This window comes from Nocardioides sp. LHD-245 (assembly GCF_030929495.1).
In the GTDB taxonomy this organism is placed as follows: Bacteria; Actinomycetota; Actinomycetes; order Propionibacteriales; family Nocardioidaceae; genus Nocardioides.
This window is the reverse complement of sequence record NZ_JAVFWN010000016.1, coordinates 86,242-103,555: the sequence shown is the minus strand read 5'-3', so window position 1 is coordinate 103,555 and position 17,314 is coordinate 86,242. Positions and strand designations below refer to the sequence as shown.

The 17,314-nt window shown below is 71.8% G+C and carries 12 protein-coding genes; 11 read left to right on the top strand and 1 reads right to left on the bottom strand.

Annotated elements, in window-relative coordinates:
- Positions 1-17 precede the first annotated feature (17 nt).
- The 10 genes from RB608_RS22370 (at position 18) to RB608_RS22325 (ending at position 14,280) form a co-directional block, all read left to right on the top strand.
- Positions 18-1,730, top strand: a complete 1,713-nt coding sequence (locus RB608_RS22370; protein WP_308090281.1) for an ABC transporter substrate-binding protein — start codon at positions 18-20, stop codon at positions 1,728-1,730.
- An 11-nt stretch (positions 1,731-1,741) separates the two neighbouring features.
- The gene (locus tag RB608_RS22365; RefSeq protein ID WP_308090280.1) at positions 1,742-2,719 is read left to right on the top strand and encodes an ABC transporter permease; all 978 of its coding nucleotides are present in this window, start codon (positions 1,742-1,744) and stop codon (positions 2,717-2,719) included.
- Positions 2,716-3,642, top strand: coding sequence for an ABC transporter permease (locus RB608_RS22360; protein WP_308090279.1), 927 nt, complete (start codon positions 2,716-2,718; stop codon positions 3,640-3,642). The genes RB608_RS22365 and RB608_RS22360 overlap by 4 nt, the downstream gene beginning before the upstream one ends.
- Positions 3,639-4,628: an ABC transporter ATP-binding protein gene (locus RB608_RS22355; RefSeq protein ID WP_308090278.1), complete on the top strand. Its 990-nt coding sequence runs from the start codon at positions 3,639-3,641 to the stop codon at positions 4,626-4,628. The genes RB608_RS22360 and RB608_RS22355 overlap by 4 nt, the downstream gene beginning before the upstream one ends.
- Positions 4,625-5,692, top strand: a complete 1,068-nt coding sequence (locus tag RB608_RS22350) for an ABC transporter ATP-binding protein (protein WP_308090277.1) — start codon at positions 4,625-4,627, stop codon at positions 5,690-5,692. The genes RB608_RS22355 and RB608_RS22350 overlap by 4 nt, the downstream gene beginning before the upstream one ends.
- Positions 5,689-7,227: an aldehyde dehydrogenase gene (locus tag RB608_RS22345; RefSeq protein WP_308090276.1), complete on the top strand. Its 1,539-nt coding sequence runs from the start codon at positions 5,689-5,691 to the stop codon at positions 7,225-7,227. The genes RB608_RS22350 and RB608_RS22345 overlap by 4 nt, the downstream gene beginning before the upstream one ends.
- An 85-nt stretch (positions 7,228-7,312) precedes the next feature.
- The gene (locus tag RB608_RS22340) at positions 7,313-8,485 is read left to right on the top strand and encodes an FAD-dependent oxidoreductase (protein WP_308090275.1); all 1,173 of its coding nucleotides are present in this window, start codon (positions 7,313-7,315) and stop codon (positions 8,483-8,485) included.
- Between the two features lie 14 nt (positions 8,486-8,499).
- A complete protein-coding gene (locus RB608_RS22335; RefSeq protein ID WP_308090274.1) occupies positions 8,500-10,041 on the top strand; it encodes a N,N-dimethylformamidase beta subunit family domain-containing protein in 1,542 nt (513 codons plus the stop codon).
- Positions 10,034-10,801, top strand: coding sequence for an aldolase/citrate lyase family protein (locus RB608_RS22330; protein ID WP_308090273.1), 768 nt, complete (start codon positions 10,034-10,036; stop codon positions 10,799-10,801). The genes RB608_RS22335 and RB608_RS22330 overlap by 8 nt, the downstream gene beginning before the upstream one ends.
- Positions 10,802-10,803: 2 nt before the next feature.
- Positions 10,804-14,280, top strand: a complete 3,477-nt coding sequence (locus tag RB608_RS22325; RefSeq protein ID WP_308090272.1) for an indolepyruvate ferredoxin oxidoreductase family protein — start codon at positions 10,804-10,806, stop codon at positions 14,278-14,280.
- Between the two features lie 13 nt (positions 14,281-14,293).
- On the opposite strand, the gene RB608_RS22320 is transcribed toward RB608_RS22325, so the two are convergent.
- Positions 14,294-15,091: a deoxyribonuclease IV gene (locus RB608_RS22320; RefSeq protein ID WP_308090271.1), complete on the bottom strand. Its 798-nt coding sequence runs from the start codon at positions 15,089-15,091 to the stop codon at positions 14,294-14,296.
- A 66-nt stretch (positions 15,092-15,157) separates the two neighbouring features.
- Between RB608_RS22320 and RB608_RS22315 the strand changes: the two genes are divergently transcribed.
- Complete coding sequence (locus RB608_RS22315) at positions 15,158-17,167, top strand: FHA domain-containing protein (RefSeq protein ID WP_308090270.1); 2,010 nt, start codon at positions 15,158-15,160, stop codon at positions 17,165-17,167.
- The last annotated feature ends 147 nt before the right edge of the window (positions 17,168-17,314 follow it).

Here is a 17,314-nt window from a genome sequence, read left to right as displayed (position 1 = left end):
AGAAGGCGGAGGTTTCCGTGAGCAACAACGATGACGTGAGCACTGAGGTGCCTGGGGCCGTGCTGTCGCGGCGTTCCATGCTCTTTCGCCTGGGAGTCGGCGGCGCTGTCGTCGCCGGTCTGCCCACGCTGCTGGCCGCCTGTGGCGACTCGGGATCCTCCGGGTCGAGCTCGTCGACCCTTCGGATCGGGTTGACCTCGGAGATGGACTCGCTCAATCCCTTCGTCCAGCAGAGCGCCGCGGCGGTGATCGCGACCCACATGCTCTACCCCACGCTGCTGCGGTTGGAGGGCGACGACTTCACGGTCGAGCCCGACCTGGCCGACGACTACGAGGTGAGTGCCGACGGCACCTCGATCACCTTCCGCCTCAAGACGAAGGCCGCGTGGTCGGACGGCAAGCCGGTCACCGCGCGCGATGCGGCCTTCACCATCAACACCCTGGTCCAGCACAGCGGATCGGCCGCCGCCCTCCTGGCGCAGTACGTCGTCGGCATCACCGGGGCCGAGGCGCCCGACGATCGCACCCTGGTCGTCCGCTACAGCGAGCCCATCGCGAACGCCCTGGGCCTGCTCACCAGGGTCGTGATCCTGCCCGAGCACGTCTGGACCGAGCCCGCGTCGGGCGACGGTGCGGGTCTCAAGACGGTGGCGTACGACGAGGGCACGGTGTGCGGCGGACAGTTCGTCCTCACCAAGTACACGCCCAAGGAGATCGTGCTGCTGAAGGCGCACGCCGACTGGTACGGCGAGAAGCAGTCCATCTCGACCCTCGGCTTCGTGACCTACGGCGCCCCGGACGCGATGATCAAGGCCCTGGAGGCCAGTGAGATCGATGCGGTGGCGCTGCTCTCCCCGAGCACCGTCGGTGGCAGCCTGGAGCGGCTCGCGGACCGCGGGCTGCGCACCCAGCAGGCTCCCGGGTTCGTCATGAACAACCTGTACTTCAACGTCAACCCCAAGAAGACCCAGCACCGCGAGCTGCTCGACCCGCAGGTGCGCCGAGCCCTGTCGATGGGCATCGACCGGGCCCGCATCGTCGAGGTCGTCCTGTTCGGCATGGGCGAGGTCGCGGGGTCGCTCGTGTATCCCGCGATGGGTGCGTGGCACGACGACAGCGTGGTGCCCGACGCGTTCGACATCGCGGCCGCCAACGAGATCCTCGACGGCCTGGGCCTGGCCCGCGGGTCGGACGGCGTCCGGACGGCCGGCGCGGAGAAGATGTCCTACAAGGTCAATCTCGCCAGCGGCCTGGCGGGCGGGGACCGGATCCTGCAGATCATCAGTGACGGCTGGAAGCAGCTCGGCGTCGAGGTGAAGCCCAACACGCTGGATGCCGCCGCGATGATCGACGCCATCAGTGCACCGGACGGCAAGTACCTCACCAACGACATCGCCGTGTGGGGCTTCCTGCCGGCCTCGCCGGATCCCTCGGCGGTGCTGGATCACTTCATCACGGACTCGATCGGCGGCTTCAACAACTGCCACTACTCCGACCCCGACTTCGACCGGGCGTACGTCGAGCAGAACGCGACCCTCGATGTCGACGAGCGCCGGAGCCTGGTCTACGACATGCAGAACCGCTTCTTCGAGGCCCGGGCCATGCTCGCGTTGGTCTACGTCAACGCGCTGGCGGCGTCGGGCCCCAAGCTGACGGGGTACCAGATGTCCGGCTTCGGTCCGTTCAACGCAGTGTCGCGTGACCAGGTCACGCAGCTGCGCCTCGCGTAGGGGACCGGGCGGTGGCACCTCTGCGCGTGATCGGCAGACGACTGGCGGGAGCCGGTGTCCTGATCTGGCTGGCCGTGACGTTCGACTTCTTCCTGTTCCGTCTCGCGCCCGGCAATCCGGTCGACCAGATGAGCCGGATCCCTCAGGGCAGTCGGCAGCTCCAGGACCAGCTGACCCGTGAGTTCGGACTGGACCAGCCGATGGTGGTCCAGTACGTGCGCTACCTCGAGCAGCTGTCCCAGGGGAACCTCGGCGTGTCCTTCGTGAACCGTCAGCCGGTCACCGACAACCTGATCGATGCCATCGTCAACACCCTGCCGCTGGTCGGGCTCGGGCTGCTGATCGCGATCGTGCTGGGGATCGGGCTCGGGATCCTCGCCGGCGCCTACCGGGGCCGGCCGATCGACCACGGGGCGGTGACGCTCGCGACGTTCATGTACTCGCTGCCGCCGCAGTGGATCGGCATGGTCCTGCTCTTCCTGTTCGCCGGCACGCTGCCCACCGGCGGCATGGTCGACCAGTTCCTGATCGACCCGACCCCGACGCAGTACCTCGCCGACCTCGGCCGGCACCTCCTCCTGCCCGCGCTGACACTGGGGCTGGTGATGTTCGGCCAGTACACGCTGATCATGCGCTCGTCGATGGTCGAGACGCTGAGCGACGACTACGTCCTCACCGCTCGCGCGAAGGGCTTCCGGCCGCGCTACGTCCTGCGTCGCCACGCGCTGCGCAACGCGCTCCTCCCGACGGTGACGCTCATCGGGCTGTCCATCGGGGCGATGGTGGGAGGGGCGATCCTGATCGAGGTGGTGTTCTCCTGGCCCGGGGTCGGGCGGACCATCTACGACTCGATCGTCGCGCGGGACTATCCGATGATGCAGGGCGCCTTCTTGGTGTTCACCGTCTCGGTCGTGCTGTTCAACCTGCTCGCGGATGCCGCCTACAGCCTGCTGGACCCGCGGGTCCGCAGGGCGGGGGCGGCCCGGTGAGCGCGGCGGCCGAGGTCCTGGCCCGGGGCCGGCGCCGGACCCGGCGCCGGACCCGGCGCCTGCCGTCGCCCGGGCTCGCTTTCAGCGTCGCCCTCCTGGGGGTCTTCGCCGTCGGCGCCCTGGCGGCACCGGCGCTGTTCCCGGACGGATCGGGTGCCCAGGTCGGGGCGCCCTACGCGACCCCGTCCGGGGCACACCTCCTCGGGCTGGACGACGCCGGGGCCGACGTCGTGGCCGAGCTGCTCTGGGGGGCGCGGGTGTCCCTGCTCGTGGGCGTGCTCGCCGGGGTCATGACCGTGATCCTGGGGGGCGTGGCCGGGCTGGTGAGCGGCTACTTCGGCGGGTGGTTCGAGGCGCTGCTGATGCGCGTCACGGACTTCTTCCTGGTGATTCCCGTGCTGCCGGTGATGATCGTGGTCGCCGCGCTCTACGGCACCCGCCTGGTCAACACCATCGTGATCATCGCGCTGCTGTCCTGGCCGGGTACGGCACGGGTGGTCCGGTCCCAGGCCAAGACGGTGCGCCAGCGGCTCTACGTCCGCCGCGCCCGGGCGATGGGCGCCAGCCACGGACGGACCCTGGTCCACCACGTCCTGCCGCAGGTCGCGCCCCTGCTCGGCGCCAGCACGGCCCTCGCGATCGGACACGCGATCTTCTTCGAGGCGGCACTGCGGTTCCTCGGCCTGGCGGACCGGAACACCACGTCGTGGGGCCAGATGATCGCGGACTCCTTCGAACGGGGCGCGATCACCGCCGAGGCGTGGTGGGTCCTCCTGCCTCCGGGCCTGGCCATCGGCCTGGTCCTGCTCAGCACCACCGTCATCGGACGGCGTTTCGAGCAGCGGACCAACCCCCGGCTGGCGGTCTCGCACCTCGGCCTGCGCTCCTTCCGCCGCGCGGCCGCAGCCAAGGAGGCATCGTGAGCACCACGACGACCGGGTGTCTCGACGTCCGCGGGCTGGACGTGACCCTGCGGTCGGGGGAGGGACGCGACCTCCACCTGGTCCGCGACGTCACCTTCAGCGTGGGCAGCGGTGAGCGGTTCGGCCTGATCGGCGAGTCCGGCTGCGGCAAGACCACGACACTGATGTCGCTGATGGGCCTGCTCGGTGCCGACGCCACCGTAGGTGGCGAGGTCCGCATCGACGGCACGGAGATCCTCGGCTCGGGGGAGCGGGACGTGCGTCGCCGTCGGTGGAGCGAGATCGCCGTCGTCTTCCAGGGGGCTATGAACTCGCTCAACCCGGTGGTGACGATCGGACGCCAGATCGCGGAGGCGGCCCGACGCGGTGCCGGGTCCGGCTCAGGGGTGCGCGAGCGGGTCCACCGCGTCCTCGAGCTCGTCGGCCTGCGCGCCGAGGTCGCGCGGCGCTACCCCCACGAGCTGTCCGGCGGCATGCGCCAGCGAGTGGCGATCGCGATGGCGGTCGTGTGCGAGCCGCGGGTGCTGCTCGCCGACGAGCCGACCACCGCGCTGGACGTGATCGTGCAGGCGCAGGTCCTCACGGCCCTGGAGAACGCGTGCGCCGAGACCGGGGCCGCACTGGTGCTGGTCTCCCACGACATGGGGGTCATCGGCGAGGTGTGCGACCGAGCAGCGGTGATGTACGGCGGAGAGATCGTCGAGACCGGACGGATCGAGACGCTGCTGCACGAGCCTGCTCATCCGTACACCCGGCTCTTGGTCGATGCCAGCCCCCGGCTGTCGGACCCAGGACGAGAGCTGGCCTCGATCCCGGGCGCACCGCCTCGGCCCGGCGTGGACCACGCGGGGTGCGGCTTCGCCCCACGCTGCCCCGATCGCTTCGAGCCGTGTGGTTCGCACGGCCCGGCCCTGTTGCCCGTGGCGACTGCTCTGCAGCAGGCCCGATGCCACCTTCACCACCCCCCGGCCGAGGAGGCTCCGTGAGCGAGGATGCGCCGGCGTTGGCGATCGACCGACTCGATGTCCGCTACGGCGCACGCAAGGCGGTCGACGACGTCTCGGTCACCGTGCGGGGCGGCGAGCTGGTCGCGGTGGTCGGTGAGTCCGGATGCGGCAAGACGTCCACCGCGATGGCGGCCGTCGGGCTGGTCAGACCGGCGGCCGGCTCGATCCGGGTGAACGGCGTCGACCTGGTCGCCACCCGGGGACGGCGGCGCCGCGAGCTGCTCCGGTCGATCCAGCTGATCTGTCAGGACCCCTACGAGGCACTCGATCCGCGCTTCACCGTCGAGGACGTGGTGAGTGAGCCGTTGCTGGTGCACCGGGTGACCACGAGCGGGGCGGAGCGCCGGAGGTTGGTCGTGGCCGCGCTGGAGCGGGCCGGCATCCCGTCCGCGGACAGCTATCTGGGGCGCTATCCCCACCAGCTGTCGGGCGGTCAGCTGCAGCGGGTCGCGATCGCCTCGGCGATCGTCCTCGAGCCGGAGGTCCTGATCGCGGACGAGCCCGTCTCCATGCTCGACGTCTCGATGCGGGCCGGCGTGCTGCGCCTGTTCGCGGACCTGCGGGATGCGGGCATCGCCATCGTGATGATCACCCACGACCTCATCACGGCCGCGCAGTACGCGGACCGGGTCGTGGTGATGTACGCGGGGCGCGTGGTCGAGGAAGGGCGCCCGGACGTCGTCCTCTCCTCGCCGCTGCACCCGTACACGCAGGCTCTGCTGGCTGCCGTGCCGGATCCGGAGCGCTCGCGGGACACGGCTCGGCCCGCGCTGCCCGGAGAGCCACCGGACCTGGCGGCGCTGCCGCCGGGGTGCCGCTTCCGCCCGCGTTGCGCGGCGGCGATCGATGCCTGCGCCACGATCGACCCGGAGCTGGCCCCGGCCGGTCAGCGAGCGAGCCGCGATCTCCATCGGGTGGCCTGCATCCGCGTCGAAGCGGCTCGGAGCGAGACCGCGTCGGGCCGCGCCGGTGCGGCGCCCGCCGAGGCGGACGGGACCCGGCCCCGGCTCCCGGTGCGCTCGACGGAAGGACCGGTGTCGTGAGCCGGGATCGGCCGGCCCTGCGGGCCGCTCGCCACGCGCCCGGCGACGGGTCGATGCCGCGCTATGAGCACTACATCGCGGGATGCTGGACGCCACCGGAGCAGGGTGAGTATCTGGCGAGCACCGATCCGAGCACCGCCGAGCCGTGGTACGAGTTCGCGCGGGGCCGCGAGGGTGACGCGCACCGCGCGGTGCGGGCGGCCCATGACGCCTTCCACGCTCCGGCGTGGCGTGAGCTGTCCCAGGCGCGACGTGGCGCGTTGCTGCGCCGTCTCGCGACGCTCGTCGCCGAGCACGCCGAGTACCTGGCCGGCATCGAGACCTGCGACAACGGCAAGCTGCTCGCGGAGATGCGGGGACAGCTGACGGGCCTGCCCGAGCACCTCCACTACTACGCCGGTCTGGCGACCCAGCTGGGCGGGGAGACGATCCCTGGCCCGCACCCGGCCGTGCTCAACTACACGCTGCGCGAGCCGCTCGGTGTCGTGGTGGCCATCACGCCGTGGAACTCGCCCCTGCTCCTGACCGTGAGCAAGATCGGCCCGGCGCTGGCGGCCGGCAACACGGTGGTGGTGAAGCCGTCGGAGCACACCTCCGCCTCGGCGCTGGAGCTCGCGCTGCTGGTCGAGGAGGCCGGATTCCCGCCGGGCGTGTTCAACGTCGTCACCGGGTTGGGGGCGGAGGCGGGCCGGGCGGTGGTGGAGGACGCCCGGGTGGCCAAGGTCAGCTTCACGGGCGGCACGAGCACGGGTGCCGGACTGGCCCGGAGCTGCGCGGGCCGCTTCGTGCGTACGACGCTCGAGCTCGGTGGGAAGTCGCCGCACCTCGTCTTCCCCGACGCCGACCTCGATCAGGTGGCCACCGGGATCGTGGCGGGAGTGTTCGCGGCCGCCGGCCAGAGCTGCGTGGCGGGCAGCCGGGTGCTGGTCGCCCGCGCCCTGCACGACGAGCTCGCCCATCGGGTGGTGGAGCGGGCACGGGCGATCAGGGTCGGCGATCCGCTGGAGGCGACCACGCAGCTGGGCCCGCTCGCGACGGAGCAGCAACGTGTGCGCGTCGAGGAGTACGTCGCGCTCGGCATCGCAGAGGGTGCGCGTGTCCTGACCGGTGGGGGGAGGGCGTCGGTACCCGGTCTCCCGGGCTACTTCGTGGAGCCGACGGTCTTCGTCGGAGGTGACAACGCCATGCGGCTGTGCCAGGAGGAGATCTTCGGGCCGGTCGTCGCCTTCCTGCCCTTCGACTCCGAGGAGACGGCGGTCGCGCTGGCGAACGGCTCCCGGTACGGCCTGGCGGCCGGTGTCTGGACCGCGGACCTGTCCCGGGCCCACCGCGTCGCGGCGCGTCTCGATGCCGGGACGGTCTGGATCAACAGCTATCGGTCGACCTCGCCGATGTCGCCCCGCTCGGGCTTCAAGGACAGCGGGATGGGCATCGAGCACAGCCGCCACGTGATGGCGGAGTACACCCGCCTGAAGAGCGTCTGGGTCGAGACGCGCGCGGGGCACGTCGACGATCCGTTCATCCTCCGGACATGACCTCGATCGCGAACCGGTATATGAGTAGTATCCTAATTCAAGCCATTGGAACACCTGTAGTACTTCACCGTGAGGAGCAGTTGACGTGTCATTGAGCCAGAGTCCGGACGTCGTGGTGGTCGGTGCGGGGGCGGTGGGCACCTCGTGCGCCTATCACCTGGCGGCAGCCGGCCTGAAGGTGATGGTGGTCGAGCAGGATCGGGTGGCCGCGGGCTCGTCGACCTGTGCGACGGGAGCGATGTACTCGATCTCGGCCGACTTCGACGACGCGGAGTACCTGCGCTGGGGAGTGCGTGGCCACCACTCGACGAAGGCGATCGTGCCGGTGCTGGAGGATCTCTCCGGCGTGCGGACCGGCTACCAGTGCCGCCCGGCGATGCGCCTGGCCATCGACGACGAGGAGGAGCGTCAGGTGCGCGCCGACCTCGAGTGGCAGTCCGAGGTGATGAGCGTGCGCTGGCTCGACCCCGACGACGTGCGGGCGATCGAGCCGTCGATCACCCGCGACGTGCGCGGCGCCGCGTTCGAGCCCGAGGCCCTCCAGGTGCCGGCCGACCGGCTGTCCCATGCGTTCATGCGCTCCGCCGAGCGATTCGGCGCCGCTCTGTTCCCGACGACCATCACCGGTCTGGCCCGGCGTGGCGACCGGGTCGTGGGCGTGACCCACAAGCAGGGCACGATCGCCTGCGACAACGTGGTGCTCGCGATGGGCGCCTCCGCCGCGCTGGCCTCGGAGTGGACCGGCTACACGGTCCCGGTGCGTCCCCTGCGCGGGGAGCGCCTGATGCTGCGCTGGCCCTCGCAGCCGCTGCAGGCGATCTTGTCGACCCCCCGCCGGGGACACCTGATCAGCCGGGTCGACGGGTTCCTCAGCATCGGCAGCACCGGTGGCCGCGACTTCGACGATCGCGAGAACTGGATCGTCGACCAGAACGAGGCGGTGGCCGACCCCCATCCGCCCCCGAGCCCGGAGGCGCGCGAGGAGCTGCTGCGCCAGGCCACCGAGGTGCTGCCGACGGTCAAGTTCGCGACCGTCGGCCAGCACATCACCGGCATCCGTCCGCTCTCGCGCGACACCCGGCCGCTGGTCGGAGCGGTGCCCGGCCTGCGCGGCGCCTACCTCGCGACCGGTCACACCCATCGCGGGATCCACCTCGCCGCGGCCACCGGCGAGCTGGTGCGTGACCTGCTCGTGCACGGTGGGTCCCTGCAGCCGAGCTGCGATCCGGCCCTCTTCGATCCGGCTCGTTTCCTGTGAGATCCCCGGACAACATGCTCAGGGCGGCCGTCGAGGGCTATGTCGGCGGTGGGCGGAGCTTCGTGGCGGGTCAGACCGTGCGGGTGCACTGCAGCGCGGAGCGTTCGCACTTCGACGTCCAGATCGCCCGTCGCGGTGCCAACCGCCGGGTCGTGTGGGCGCGCAGTGGCATCGAGGGCCATCGCCGCGAGGTGCCCGACGACGTCGGGGAGCGTGGCTGCGACTGGCCGGTCTCCTTCGAGATCGAGGTCTCGCCCGACTGGACCCCGGGCTACTACGAGGTCCGGTTCAACTGGGCCGACAAGTCGCTCGACGAGCTCGATCAGCCGGCGTACTTCGTGGTCCGCAGCGCCGAGCCTCCGGCCACGCGTCCCCGCACGCTGATCCTGCTGACCGACACGACCTACAACGCCTACAACGACTGGAACCACAGTCGCAGCCTCTACACCGGCGGGGTACGGGTGTCCTGGGAGCGACCCTTCGCGCCCGGCTTCCTGGCGCGCCCGCCGGACATCCAGCTGCGCGCCGCGACGGCGATGGGCCGCTACGACCCCGACTTCGACGAGCAGAGCGGGATGGTCGACGCCTATCGCGTGTCCGGGTGGTGCTACGGCTCGGGATTCCACCAGTGGGAGCGGCCCTTCATCTCGTGGGCCGAGCGTGAGGGCTTCGCGTTCGACTACGCGGTGAGCTCCGATCTCGAGCTGCGCCCGGAGATCCTCCAGGGCCGGCAGCTGGTGCTCAGCGTCGGACACGACGAGTACTGGTCGGCGGGCATGCGCGACACGATGGAGGACTACATCGCGGGCGGCGGGAACGCGGCCTTCCTGACGGGCAACGCGGTCTTCTGGCAGGTCCGCCTCGAGGACGACGGTCGCGCGATGACCTGCTACAAGTACGCCGCCCCGACCGCCGACCCCGAGCGGGGCACGCCGCTGCAGAGCGGGATGTGGTCCGACCGCGTCGTCGGCCGGCCGGAGAACCGGCTGACCGGGGTCAGCTTCACCCGAGGCGGCTACGTCCGCGCGGGGCAGGCGACCCCGCGCGGCTCCGGCGGGTACCACGTGTGGCGACCCGGGCACTGGGTCTTCGAGGGGACCGACCTGAGGTACGGCGACCTGCTCGGTGCCAAGCACGGGGTGGTCGGCTACGAGGCGGACGGGTGCGAGCTCACCTACGGCCCCGACGGGCTGCCCGCCCCCACCCATGCCGACGGCACGCCGACGTCGTTCGAGGTGCTGGCGACCTCGCCGGCCCGGCTCTGGGCCCAGCGCGATCTGCCGCCCACCACGCAGGGTGTCAACGGCGGGATGTCCGACCTCGCCTACACCCGTTGGCGCGTGCTCGGCGTCGACCCGGAACGGGCCGAGGAGGACGACGACCCGGCGGCCGCCCGGTTGGGACACGGCCAGGCGGTGATGGGGGTCTATACGGAGGGAGGCACGGTGTTCACCACCGGCTGCACCGATTGGGTCCACGGGCTGGAGGGTGGCGACCCGCTGGTGGCGCGCATCACCCGCAACGTCCTCTCTCGGCTCGGCGGCAGCGATGGCTAGCGCACCGAGGTCGCGCCAGCTGGGTCTGCTCACCTCCTCGGTCGACCCGGTGCTGGTCGACTCCGTCGCGCAGGCCGGCCTGGACTTCCTGTGGCTCGACGCCGAGAACACCGGACTCACGCCGGTCCAGGTCGGTGAGGTGGTCGGCCGTCTGTCGGGCAGCGCCACGCGGACCGTGGTCCGCGTGCAGAACCACGAGCCGGACGTGTTGTTGACCTTCGCCAACATGGGCGTGGACGAGATCGTGGTCCCCCGGGTGCGTACGCTGCGGGAGATCCAGCAGGCGTGCGCCTGGCTCACCTACCCCCCGGCGGGGAGGCGACCGCGCCAGGTGATGCCGGCCACGGCGTGGGGCACCTCCTACGCGCGGGAGCCCGCGGTCAGCGTCGTCGTCGAGACCATGGACCTGGTCCGGTCCCTCGAGCAGGTCGCCGCCGCGCGGTGCGTGACGACCTTCTGGCTGGGGCCCAAGGACCTGCGCGACGACTACGAGCAGGAGGGCGGCCGGCCCGACGGGTTCGACGAGGTGATGCACGACGTGATCACCAGGCTGGCGGGACTCGACGTGGCCTTCGGCTGGGGTGTTCCCGATCCCTCCGACGTCGCGTCGGTGTGGCAGGCCGGAGCCAGCTGCTGCGCGCTGTACTGGGACGTCCATCTCGCCCGTCATCTGAGCAGGTCGGCCAGGACCGTGCTGACCGCCGATCCGCTGCCGTCCCCCGTCCCCCTCCCGGACGGCGGCCTGGCGGGTGGGGCGTAGGCATGGGCGCGTCCACCCGCCGGCACGTCGCCCTGGCCGACCGCTACGAGCGGCGATCGGGCGAGCTCCACCTGTCGGGCCTGCAGGCGCTGGTCCGGATCCCTCTCGACCAGCACCGCATCGACGCCGCCGCCGGTCGTGCGACGCGGACCCTGGTCGCCGGCTACGAGGGCTCACCCCTGGCCGGCTACGACCTCGAGATGGCCAGGCGCTCCTCCCTCATGGAGGCGGCGGGCGTCGTACTGCGGCCCTCGGTCAACGAGGAGCTCGCGGCCGACGCGGTCCTGGGCTCCCAGCTCGCCTCGGCCTCGCCCGACCGGACCGCCGACGGCGTCGTGGGGATCTGGTACGGGAAGGCGCCCGGCCTGGACCGGGCCACCGACGCGCTGCGCCACGGGAATCTCGCGGGTGCCGATCCCGACGGTGGCGTGCTGGTCCTCGTCGGTGACGACTCGATCGCGAAGTCGTCGACCGTGCCCAGCGCCTCCGAGGTCGCCATGGCGGAGATCGGGATGCCCGTGCTGGCTCCCGCCGACCCGCAGGACATCTTGGACCTGGGTCTGCACGGGATCGCGATGTCGCGGTTCTGCGGCCTGTGGACCGGCCTGAAGCTGGCCACCAATGTCGTCGACGGGGCCGCCACGGTCCGACTGGGCGAAGCTCCGTTCCAGCCGGTGGTCCCGAGCCGGGAGATCGACGGCACCGAGTTCGTCCACGAGGTGTCCGCGCACTTCCTGCAGCCGCAGCTGGGCCGGCTGGAGCGGTCACTGATGAACGAACGGGTCGAGCTCGCCCGCCGCTACGCGGCGGCCAACGGGCTCGACGTGATCTCCGGCGATCCGGACGCGCGGGTGGGCATCGTCGCCGCCGGGGCGACCTACCTGGACGTGTGCCAGGCCCTGACCCTCCTCGGCCTGGACCCCTCGGACCTCGCCGGCACCGGGATCCGCTTGCTCAAGCTCGCCATGATCTCCCCGCTGGAGCCGGGGATCGTGGAGCGGTTCGGGCAGGGGCTCGACGAGCTCGTGGTCGTCGAGGAGAAGCGCTCCTGCATCGAGGCGGCCGTCAAGGATCTGCTGTACGGCCGTGCGGATGCTCCGCGGGTCAGCGGCCGCAGGACCCCCGAGGGAGCGGAGCTGTTCCGCGCCCATGCCGACCTCCCACCCGCACTGATCGCGCGGGTGCTGGCTCCCCGGCTCCCCGGCGACCGGCGGATGCCGGTGGCCGGCGGCCCCGCGGGCGGCCGTCCGCTGCTGCCGATGGCCAGCCGCACGCCGTACTTCTGCTCGGGATGTCCGCACAACCGCTCGACGCAGGTGCCCCCGGGCACGCTGGTGGGGATGGGGATCGGCTGCTCGGCCCTGGCCGCGCTGATGCCCGAGGAGCGGGTCGGCACCGCCATCGGCTTCACCCAGATGGGTGGCGAGGGCGCGAGCTGGATCGGGATGGCTCCCTTCGTGCGACAAGGGCACCTGATCCAGAACGTCGGCGACGGCACCTTCCACCACTCCGCCAGTCTGGCGATCCGGGCCGCGATCGCCTCCGGCGTGCGGATGACCTACAAGATCCTCTACAACGACGCGGTGGCCATGACCGGTGGCCAGGAGGCGGTCGGCGTGATGTCGGTCCCGGACCTGGTGCGCTCGCTGGCCGCCGAGGGCGTCGCCAGGACGGTCATCACCACGGACGATCCCGCGAAGTACCGACGCAGTCGCCTGCCGCGTGATGTCGAGGTCGTGCACCGGGACAGGTTGGTCGCGGTGCAGGAGGAGCTGGCCGGCGTCGACGGTGTCACCGTGATCGTGAACGACCAGGAGTGCGCGACCGAGCTCCGCCGCAAGCGGAAGCGAGGCCGCGTCCCCGAGGCGACGACGCGGGTCATGATCAACGAGCGGGTGTGCGAGGGCTGCGGCGACTGCGGGGTCAAGTCGAACTGCCTGTCGGTCCAGCCGGTCGAGACGGAGTTCGGCCGCAAGACCCGGATCCATCAGGCCTCGTGCAACACCGACCTCTCCTGCCTCGACGGGGACTGCCCGTCCTTCATCGGCGTCAGGCCGGGCTCCTCCGGCGGACTCCCGGCGTCGGCTCCGGGCTCCTCCGGCGACCTCGCGGCGGAGTCCCTCCCGAATCCCCAGGTGCGTGTCGGGGTGAGCCGGTTCAACCTGCGCATCACCGGGATGGGCGGCACGGGCGTCGTCACCATCGCCCAGGTCATCGCCACCGCCGCGTCCATCGAAGGCCTGTACGTGCGCGGTCTCGACCAGATGGGCATGGCGCAGAAGGGCGGTGCCGTCGTCTCCGACGTCCGCCTCGGGCTGACCCCCTTCCAGGGGGCCAACAAGGTGGACCCCGGGCAGTGCGACCTCTATCTGGGCTGTGACCTGCTCGTCGCGGCGGACGACGCCCACCTCGAGGCGGCCGCCGTGGACCGCTCCATCGCGGTGCTCTCGACGTCGCGGGTGCCGACCGGGCGCATGGTGAGCGACCCGAGCTCCGCCTTCCCCGAGATCGGCGCCACGGTGGAGCGCGTGCTGAGCCGGACCCGCCGCGAGCATGCCGTCGTCGTCGATGCCCGGGAGGCGGCGCTCGCGCTGCTCGGTGACGACCAGTATGCGAACGTCTTCCTCGTCGGAGCGGCGGTCCAGGCCGGTGCGCTGCCGATCAGCCCGGCCACCATGGAGCAGGCCCTCACGCTCAACGACGTCGCGGTCGCACGCAACCTGCAGGCGTTCCGGTGGGGGCGGCGCTATGTCGCCGATCCGGACGGCGTCCGCGCGGCGATGACCGCCAGGGCGAGGACCCCGGAGCGGGAGGCGCTGATGCCACCCGACGACCCGGGCGACGACGACCTGGAGCGACTGCTCGACGCGCGGGTGCGGGATCTGACGGCCTACCAGAGCAAGGACTACGCCGCCCGCTACCGCCACGACGTCGAGAGGGTGGCGCGAGCGGAGCGGGACGCCTTGGGCACCACCGGGCGGCTCGCCTACTCCTACGCCCGTCAGCTGTACAAGCTGATGGCCTACAAGGACGAGTACGAGGTCGCCCGGCTCTCCCTCGACCCCGAGCTCGCCCAGCAGGTCCGGGAGACGTTCGGTGCGGACGCACGCTTCACCTACCGCCTGCATCCGCCGATCCTCCGAGCCCTCGGCGTGCGGCGCAAGATCGCGGTGGGACCGTGGTTCCGGGTCGTCTTCCGGGTGCTGTACGCGCTCCGGGGCCTGCGGGGCACCAGCTTCGATCCGTTCGGACGCGGCGAGGTGCGACGGGTCGAACGGGAGCTTCCCGGGCTCTATCGTGACCTGGTGGAGCGGGCCGTGGTCCAGCTGCGGAGCTCCACGTCGGACGTCGTCCAGGAGCTCGTGGACCTGCCCGACGGCATCCGCGGCTACGAGCAGATCAAGCTGGACAGCGTCGCCGGCTTCCGGTCCTCCGCGGCGGCGCTCGAACGACGGCTCGACCTGATGACCGGCCGGTGACGACCGGACAGGCTCAGACCCGCTCGCGCAGCCAGGCGAAGTCGGCGACGTGCTCCTCGGCACCGCCCGGGGTCTCGCACACGACGGGAGCGCCGGCGTCGCGGACGACCTGCGCGAGCAGGTCGGGGTCGATCCGGCCCGTGCCGAAGTTGGCGTGCCGGTCGGCCCCGGAGTCGAACGCATCACGACTGTCGTTGGCGTGGACCAGGTCGATCCGGCCGGTGATCGCGCGGATGTCGTCGACGATCGTCTCCAGCGCGTTGCCGCCGGCGTGGGCGTGGCAGGTGTCCAGGCAGAAGCCGACCAGGTCGGCGCCCTCGGCGGAGGCGATGGCGTCCCAGGTGCCCTTGATCCGCTCGAGGTAGCGGGTCATCGCGTTGGTGCCACCCGCGGTGTTCTCGATGAGCAGCGGGATCTTGAGGTCGGTGGCCTCGATGGCCTTGCGCCAGTTGTCGAAGCCCTTCGCCGGGTCGTCCTCGTCGGTGACGTGGCCGCCGTGGACGATCAGTCCCTTGGCGCCGAGCTCGGCGGCGGCGTCCATGTGCTGCTGCAGCAGCTTGCGGCTGGGGATCCGCTGGCGGTTGTTGGTCGTGGCGACGTTGATGAGGTACGGCGCGTGCACGTAGAGGTCGACGCCTGCCGCCTCGGCGGCGGCGCGGAGGGCGGCCGGCCCGCCGTCGTACGACAGGACGGGGCCCTTGTAGGACTGCGGGTTGCCGAGGAAGAACTGCACCAGCGGCGCGTCGCGGGCGACCGCCTCCGCGACCGGATCGGCCTGGTCGACATGGGCTCCGATGCGCAGCTCGCTCATGGTCGCCACCGTATCGACCGGCGCAGACACTCGTGGATCGGGCGTCCGGGGCATTACCTTCCTCGCGTGAGCACCCTCCACGTCTCCGCGGGCGACCGGACCTGGTCCTTCGACGAGCCCCGCGTCGTCACCATCGGTCGCGACGCCGGCGCCGATATCCTCCTGACCGCGCCCTCGGCGTCCCGTCGGCACGCCGAGCTCCGCTCGGACGGCTCCGGCTGGGTGCTCGTCGACGTCGGCTCCAGCGGCGGGACCTTCCTCCAGGGCAACCGGGTGACCGAGGTCCGGCTCAACGGCCCGATCGTGGTCCGGTGCGGGGGCGTCAACGGCGAGGAGCTGACGCTGACCCCGGCAGCGGCCCCCCGCCCGGTCGCGCCCGCCCCGGTCATGCCGCCGCCCGCCCTGGAGCAGACGATGCTGCCGGGCGCCGTCGGCCCCGTCGGTCCGGGCCCCGGCGGTGCCCCGGGCTTCGGCGGCGGACCCGGGCTGCTCGTCCGGGCCGGCGGCACGTCGCGCCGGTTCCCGCCCGGGGTGGTCGTCCGGATCGGGCGCGACCCGGGCAACGAGGTCGTGATCGACGACCCGTCCGTCTCCCGCCTGCACGGCGTGGTCGAGGGCCGCCCCGACGGCTGGTGGTACGTCGACCGGTCGAGTGCCGGCACCTTCCTCGAGGAGGACCGGGTCACCCAGCGCCGGCTCGAGGACCCGACCACGCTCATGCTCGGCCACCCGACCGCGGGCGCCGAGGTCGAGGTGGTCCCGATCGTGGCCGCCGGCGCCGCGCAGAAGTCCATCGCGAAGAAGAAGCGCCGGCGTACCGCCGCGGTGGTCGGCGGGGTGGTCGCCGCCCTGGTCCTGGCCGGCGGCGGCGTCACCGCGGCGGTCCTGCTGGGCGACGACGAGTCGGGCGGCGGGGGCGGTCCGTCCGAGACCGCGGGACTGAGCACCCAGGAGCTCGACCGGGCCAAGCTGGCGAGTGTGCTGATCATCGCCGTCGACGACAGCGGCGATCCGCTCTACACCGGCTCCGGCACGATCATCAGCGAGGACGGCCTGATCCTCACCAACGCCCACGTCGGCAAGCCCAGCGCCCCGGGCCAGCTGCCCCCGAGCGACGACCCGGCGGGTCTGCTGGTCGCGCTCACCTCCGCCGAGGACGACAAGCCCGCCGCGCCGTCGTACACCGCGGAGGCGATCGTCGCCGACGGCGTCCTGGACCTCGCGGTCCTCCGGATCACCGCCGACGCCGACGGCAAGGAGATCGACGAGCAGGACCTCGACCTGCCCACGCCCGTCCCGCTCGGCGACAGCGACGACCTGCGCACCGGCGACGAGCTCACCGCGCTGGGCTTCCCCGCGGTGGCCCACGTCGCCTCCGGCGACGGACTCGACCGGGCGCTCACCGTCACCCGGGGCGTCGTGTCGACCTTCCTCACCGAGGCGGCCGTCCCCGGCAACCGGGCCTGGATCGACAGCGACATCCGGATCGGCTCCGGCAACTCCGGCGGCGCCTCGATCAACGACGACGGCGAGCTGGTCGGCGTCAACAGCGCCGTCGTCACCGAGGCGACCATCGGCGACAGCGGCGAGGGGGGCGCCTTCACCGGCGGCTCGGCCCGGATCCGGCCGGTCAACCTGAGCGGCGACATCGTCCAGATCGCCCAGGATGGCGGCGACCCCGACTACGTGTCGCCGTACCTCGACGACCTGCCGGAGCCGCCCGCCGACCCGATGGGCCAGGCGACGGCCTCGCCCGCCGGCTGGAGCGCCGACGGCAACAGCGACTGCTCGACGACCAGCACCCTGGACGACCCGCAGGTGCTCAGCGGCGTGGTGCTCCCGACCACCCTGTACGCGCACTTCGCGGTCAGCGGGCTGCCCGACGGCACACCGTTCACGATCGAGCTCTACAACCCCGCCGGGGAGCTGCTCGGCTCGCTGGACGGCGCCTGGGACCTCGGCTCCGACGACGTCTGCGCGGCGGTCTCCCTCGACGTACCCGAGGGGTTGGCGGGCGCGGTCGCGGTGCTCGTCATCGACGACTCGTCGATCCGCAACCCGGTGCTGTTCGGGTAGGCCCCGCCGGCCCGCGACCCGGCGCAGATTGAATCTCACATCGCACCGACCCGGCGCGGACTGAACCCGAGAATGCACCGACCCGGCGCGGACTGAACCCGAGAATGCACCGACCCGGGCACTAAGCGGACGCTGTTCGAGTTTCAT